This is a genomic window from Desulfosarcina sp. (genome assembly GCF_041551955.1).
Taxonomy (GTDB): Bacteria; Desulfobacterota; Desulfobacteria; order Desulfobacterales; family Desulfosarcinaceae; genus Desulfosarcina.
The window spans coordinates 1-5,092 of the sequence record NZ_JBFELV010000377.1 but is presented as its reverse complement, the minus strand read 5'-3'; the positions used below and the strand labels follow the sequence as shown (position 1 = coordinate 5,092).

Annotated in this window: 4 protein-coding genes and 1 pseudogene; 4 read left to right on the top strand and 1 reads right to left on the bottom strand. The window is 59.4% G+C overall.

Translation table 11 applies throughout. From position 1 onward, the window contains the following. Window positions 1-148, bottom strand: a pseudogene (locus ABYV26_RS20510) (sigma 54-interacting transcriptional regulator); the annotation flags it as partial. On the opposite strand from ABYV26_RS20510, the gene ABYV26_RS20505 reads away from it, so the two are divergent. The 4 genes from ABYV26_RS20505 to ABYV26_RS20490 all read left to right on the top strand — a co-directional run. Continuing rightward, entirely contained in the window at window positions 92-532 is a 441-nt protein-coding gene (locus tag ABYV26_RS20505) for a 4Fe-4S binding protein (protein WP_372683224.1), read from the top strand. The pseudogene ABYV26_RS20510 and the gene ABYV26_RS20505 overlap by 57 nt on opposite strands. A gap of 177 nt (window positions 533-709) precedes the next feature. Beyond that, window positions 710-1,936 (top strand): aldo/keto reductase, encoded by a 1,227-nt coding sequence (locus ABYV26_RS20500; RefSeq protein WP_372683223.1) that lies wholly within the window; start codon window positions 710-712, stop codon window positions 1,934-1,936. Between the two features lie 94 nt (window positions 1,937-2,030). Then, window positions 2,031-2,795: an enoyl-CoA hydratase/isomerase family protein gene (locus ABYV26_RS20495; protein WP_372683222.1), complete on the top strand. Its 765-nt coding sequence runs from the start codon at window positions 2,031-2,033 to the stop codon at window positions 2,793-2,795. Window positions 2,796-3,074: 279 nt separating this feature from the next. After that, window positions 3,075-5,092: acetate--CoA ligase family protein (locus ABYV26_RS20490; RefSeq protein WP_372683221.1), on the top strand; the 2,018-nt coding region annotated here is incomplete at its 3' end.

The window sequence follows — 5,092 nt, the reverse complement described above, 5'->3', positions numbered from 1 at the left end:
CATGGCCGAACAGTTCGCTTTCCAGGAGATTCTCCGGAATGCCGCCGCAGTTCACCGGCACAAAAGGCGCGGACGCCTGCGGACTGCTGTAGTGAATCGCCCTGGCGACCAGCTCCTTGCCCGTGCCGCTTTCACCCGTGATGAGTACCGGCCGATTCGCCTGGGCGGCGATTGGCGCCTTCGAAGCCTGGAGGGAAACCAGTTGACATTCGACGGTCCAGCACTGCCTTCCGACCGATTTGCCACCGGAGACTATTATGTGTCCATTGACGGCAACCCCGGGGTGCCCCCCGCCAGAATTGCCGACATCGGCTCCAGCGGTGTTACCCTGGCGGACCATCCGTTTGTAGATGTGGCGGGTAAAGGAGACCGGATCACCGTGCTGGTACGGCTGCAACTGCCCTATGTGGACCCGGCCCAGTGCATCGGCTGCGGGGTTTGTGAGCACGAATGCCCGGTCAAGGGCCGCCGGGCCATCCGGGTGACCGCGGAGAACGAAACGAGGGAACGGCGCCATCGGCTATTGCTGTGAAGGCCGGATGTCAGAAGACAAAAGTCCGAGGACATAAAATGAGGCAAAAGGGATATTTGGAAACGATCCCAAGGACATATTGGTTTACCATTCGGCGTTTGTTGTCGATTCTCATTCGAGATTGGGCGTTCGATGTTGGACGTTCATCCTTTAACCCACTGGTAACGAGGTAATCCCATGAAAGACATGCAAAAGGGAATCTCCCGACGATCATTCATCAAATCCGCCGGCGTCGCCGGAATAGGCACCGCGCTGGCACCCCTTGCCGGGCGCGACCGAGCACACGCCGCCACACCGACCCAATCCGCCGACACCACCGGCGTGCCCACACGACCTTTCGGCAAGTCCGGCATCCAGGTCCCCATCCTCTCCCTGGGGGGCATGTTCGACATCCCCTCCAACCAGACCATGCTCAAGCAGGCCATCCGCTGGGGCGTCACTTACTGGGACACAGCCCATGTTTACAGTGGCGGCCGCAGCGAGGAGGGCATCGGCCAGTACTTCAAGCGCTACCCAGAACAACGGGAGAAGATCTTCCTAGTCACCAAATCCACCTCCCGAAGCAGTCGGGGCATGAGCAATGACCTGGCGACCTCCCTGGAACGGATGAACACCGATCACGTCGACCTCTTTTTCGTGCATGCCATCCGGGACGCAGATGAAATGGACAGCGGCATGCGCGAGTGGGCAGCCGAACAGAAGGCCGAAGGCAAGATCCGCCTCTTCGGTTTTTCAACCCATTCCAATATGGAGCAATGCCTGCTGGATGCCGCCCGGCTGGACTGGATTGACGGCATCATGATGACTTACAATTTCAGGCTGATGCATGAAGAGAAAATGAAGGCGGCGGTGAAGGCCTGCGTGGACGCCGGCATCGGTCTCACCGCCATGAAGACCCAGGGCGGCGGCGCCGTGGATACCGGCACCTCACGGGAACTGGAGCTGGCCGGCCGTTTCGTCAACAAAGGATTTTCCGACAAGCAGGCCAAGCTCAAGGCGGTGTGGGAGAATCCTCAGATTTCGGCCATCTGCTCCCAGATGCCGACCATGTCGATCCTCATGGCCAACATCGCTGCAGCCGTCGATCGCACGACGCTGACCGACAACGACCGCCGGCACCTGGACCGGTATGCCCGGGAGACATTCTCGCACTATTGCGCCGGCTGTACGCAAATCTGCCAAGGCGCCATCGCCGAAAACCTCCCCGTGGGCGACGTCATGCGCTATCTCATGTATGCCCGCAGCTACGGGGATCTGAACGATGCCCGACGCCGCTTCGCCGCCATTCCCGATGAAGTCCGCAAAAAGATGATCCAGGCAGACTACTCGGCTGCCGAGGTGAGATGCCCCCGACAACTGCCCATTGCCCGGTTGATAGGCCAAGCTCTTGAAGTATTGGCCTAATCGGGTATAATTGTCTTGACCCGCCCGATTTTTTAGGCCAAAAGGGGCCGCATCTTTCCGCCCAAATTATGCACCACCCGCCATAGGAGAAGCCATGGAACTGGAATGCGTCATTTACGACAAGCAGGACGGGGTGGCGGTCATCCGACTGAACCGTCCCAAGGTACTCAACGCCATGAACAAGCGGCTCTGGCTGGACATGCAGGCCGCCCTGGAGGATGCCCGAGCGGACCAAGCGATCAAGGTCGTTGTCGTCACCGGCGAAGGGCGCGCCTTTTCCACCGGCGCCGACCTCAAGGAATCCAAGACCCGATCCATCGAAGACTACCGGGATTACCTGATGTCCCTCCAGGAGGTGTCCCGGGCCATTATCCGATTTGAAAAACCGACCATCGCCGCCGTCAACGGTTTCGCCATCGGTTCCGGATACGAACTGGCCCTGGCCTGCGACATCCGTATCGCCGCCGAGGAGGCCAAAATCGGCAGCCCCGAGGCCAATGTGACCTCGTCGGTCACCGGCGGCGCCTTCCGGCTGGTCCAAAACCTCATCGGCCCGGGAAAGGCCCGGGAGCTGCTCTTCACCGGCGAGACCATCGACGGTGTGGAAGCCCAGCGCATCGGGCTGGTCAACCATGCCGTACCGGCGGAAAAGCTCATGGAGACGGTCATGGAGATGGCCGCCAAGATCGCGGCCAACTCGGCCTTCTCCCTGAAGATGATCAAAAAGGGGCTCAACATGGCCCAGGGTGAAACCAGCCTGGAGGCCTTAATGGACTTCGAAGTGGAAGCCTGCCTGGCCTGCGTCTCCACCAAGGAGCGGCAAACTTCATTAACGGCCTTTGAAGACCGCAAGAAGTAAGACGAATTGAGAGATTGCGAATTCAGGAATTATGGAATTGGCGTTTTAGATTCCATAACTGGTTTCATGTATTTTTTCCTGCCCCGCAGGATATTGGAATCGATTTACTTCGATTTACGTGGCACCATACCAACATCGGAGGCTTCATAAAAAGCCCGAGATCAAGGCTTGCGAATCCCGTCGAATGAGGCGTGCAAGTAGCACTCCGCAGTGAGGAGGGATGAAGCGTAACGCAGATATCGGGCTTTTTATGAAGCCGTCAAGCCAAAGGAGTATATCATGGGACTCGAGCATGTTTTGAATGCCCGCAGTGTCGCCGTCGTGGGCGCATCCAAGGTGCCCACTAAGCGCGGCTATCAGACCATTCGCACCCTTCTGGACGAACGCTACGAAGGGGCCATCTACCCGGTCAACCCGAAGGAGCCGAGCATCATGGGCCTGAAGTGCTACACCGCCGTCTCGGAAATCCCGGGAGAGGTGGATGTGGCCCTCATCGCCACCCCGGCGCGAACCGTCCCCGCAGTGCTGGAAGACTGCGGCAGAAAAGGGGTCAAGGGTGCCATCATCCTGGCCACGGGATTCGGCGAGACCGGCGCCAAGGGCAAATCGCTTGAAGGCGAGGTGTTGAAGGTAGCCGGCCGTCACCACATCCGCCTGATCGGCCCCAACACCTCGGGCATGATCAACCTCAAGGACAACCTCAACCTGGTGGGCCTTAAGCATTCGCCCAAAGGGGACATCGCCCTGCTGACCCAGAGCGGCAACATGGCCCTGACGCTGATCACCGAAGCCAAACTGCAGAGCCGCAAAGGCTTCACCTATTACGTGGGTGTGGGCAACGAGGCGGACATCCGCTTCCACGAATACCTGGAATTCTTCAGCCAGGATCCCGACACCCGCGCCATCCTGATGTATGTGGAAGGCATGCGCGAGGGCCGCAAATTTCTCCAGCAGGCTTATAAGACCACCGAGACCAAACCGATCGTCCTGCTCAAGAGCGGGCGCTCCTCCACCGGCAAACAATCCGCCGGCTCCCACACCGGCGCCCTGGCCGGCATGTCCGAAGTGGCCAAAGGCGCATTTGAACGGGCCGGCATCATCGTCATCGAAAATTCCGACGAACTCTTCCCAGCTGCCGAGAGTCTCTCCAGCCTCCCGCCGATCAAGAACAACCAGATCGCCATCCTGGCCGACGGCGGCGGACACGCCACCATCGCCGCCGACACCCTCACCGACCTGGGCGTAAAGATTCCGCAGCTGGAAGAGAAGACCCAGGCAAAACTGCGCGCCATCCTCCCCGGCGGGGCCGCGGTGAGAAACCCCATTGATGTTGCCGGCGGCACCGACGACAACCCGGCCGTCTTCGCCGACTGCGCCAACATTATATTGGGCGACCCCAATGTGGGCGGCCTGTTGGTTGTGGGTCTGTTCGGCGGCTACGGCATCCGCTTTGCCGAGAGCCTGGCCCTGATGGAAGAAGATGCGGCCCACCAGATAGGCAAAATGGTCAAGCGCCGCAAAAAGGCCATCATCGTGCACAGCCTTTACAATTCGGAGAAACCCCACAGCCTGGACCTGCTGCGCTACTACGGCGTCCCGGTTTACGGCAGCCTGGATATCGCCTGCAAGTGCATCGGCGTGCTGGCCCAATACGGCAGGTACCTGAAAAGCTACCACGCCAAGTCCGACTTTGTGTTAAACTGGGAGGCGAAAGCCAAACCCGAGGGGCAACTGATCATCGACAGCGTTTACCAACAGGGCCGAACGGCGCTGCTCGAGGCCGAGGCCAAACAGCTGCTCCGATTTCACGGTGCGGCGGTGACCGCCGACGCGTTAGCCACCACGGAAAATACGGCAGCAGAGGCAGCAGCAGCCATGGGCGGCAAGGTGGTCCTGAAGATCGCCTCGCCGGATATTCTCCACAAAAGCGATGCCAAAGGCGTACAGCTCAACCTGTCCGGCAAGGATCAGGTGAAAAAAGCCTTCCGGGAAATCATCAAAAACGCCAAGGCATATAAGGCCGATGCCCGCATCGAAGGGGTACTGATCTCCCCCATGGTAGGTAAAGGCATCGAGGTCATCATCGGCACCAAGATCGACGACCAGTTCGGTCCCGTGATCATGTACGGGCTGGGCGGGGTAATGGTGGAAATTATAAAGGATGTCTCTTTCCGCGTGCTGCCCATCTCCAGACGCTCAGCCCAGCGCATGATCGCCGAAACCAAGTCCCACCCCATTCTGGACGGGGTTCGCGGCGAAAAGCCCTACGACAAGAAGGCCCTGATCAGCCTGCTGCT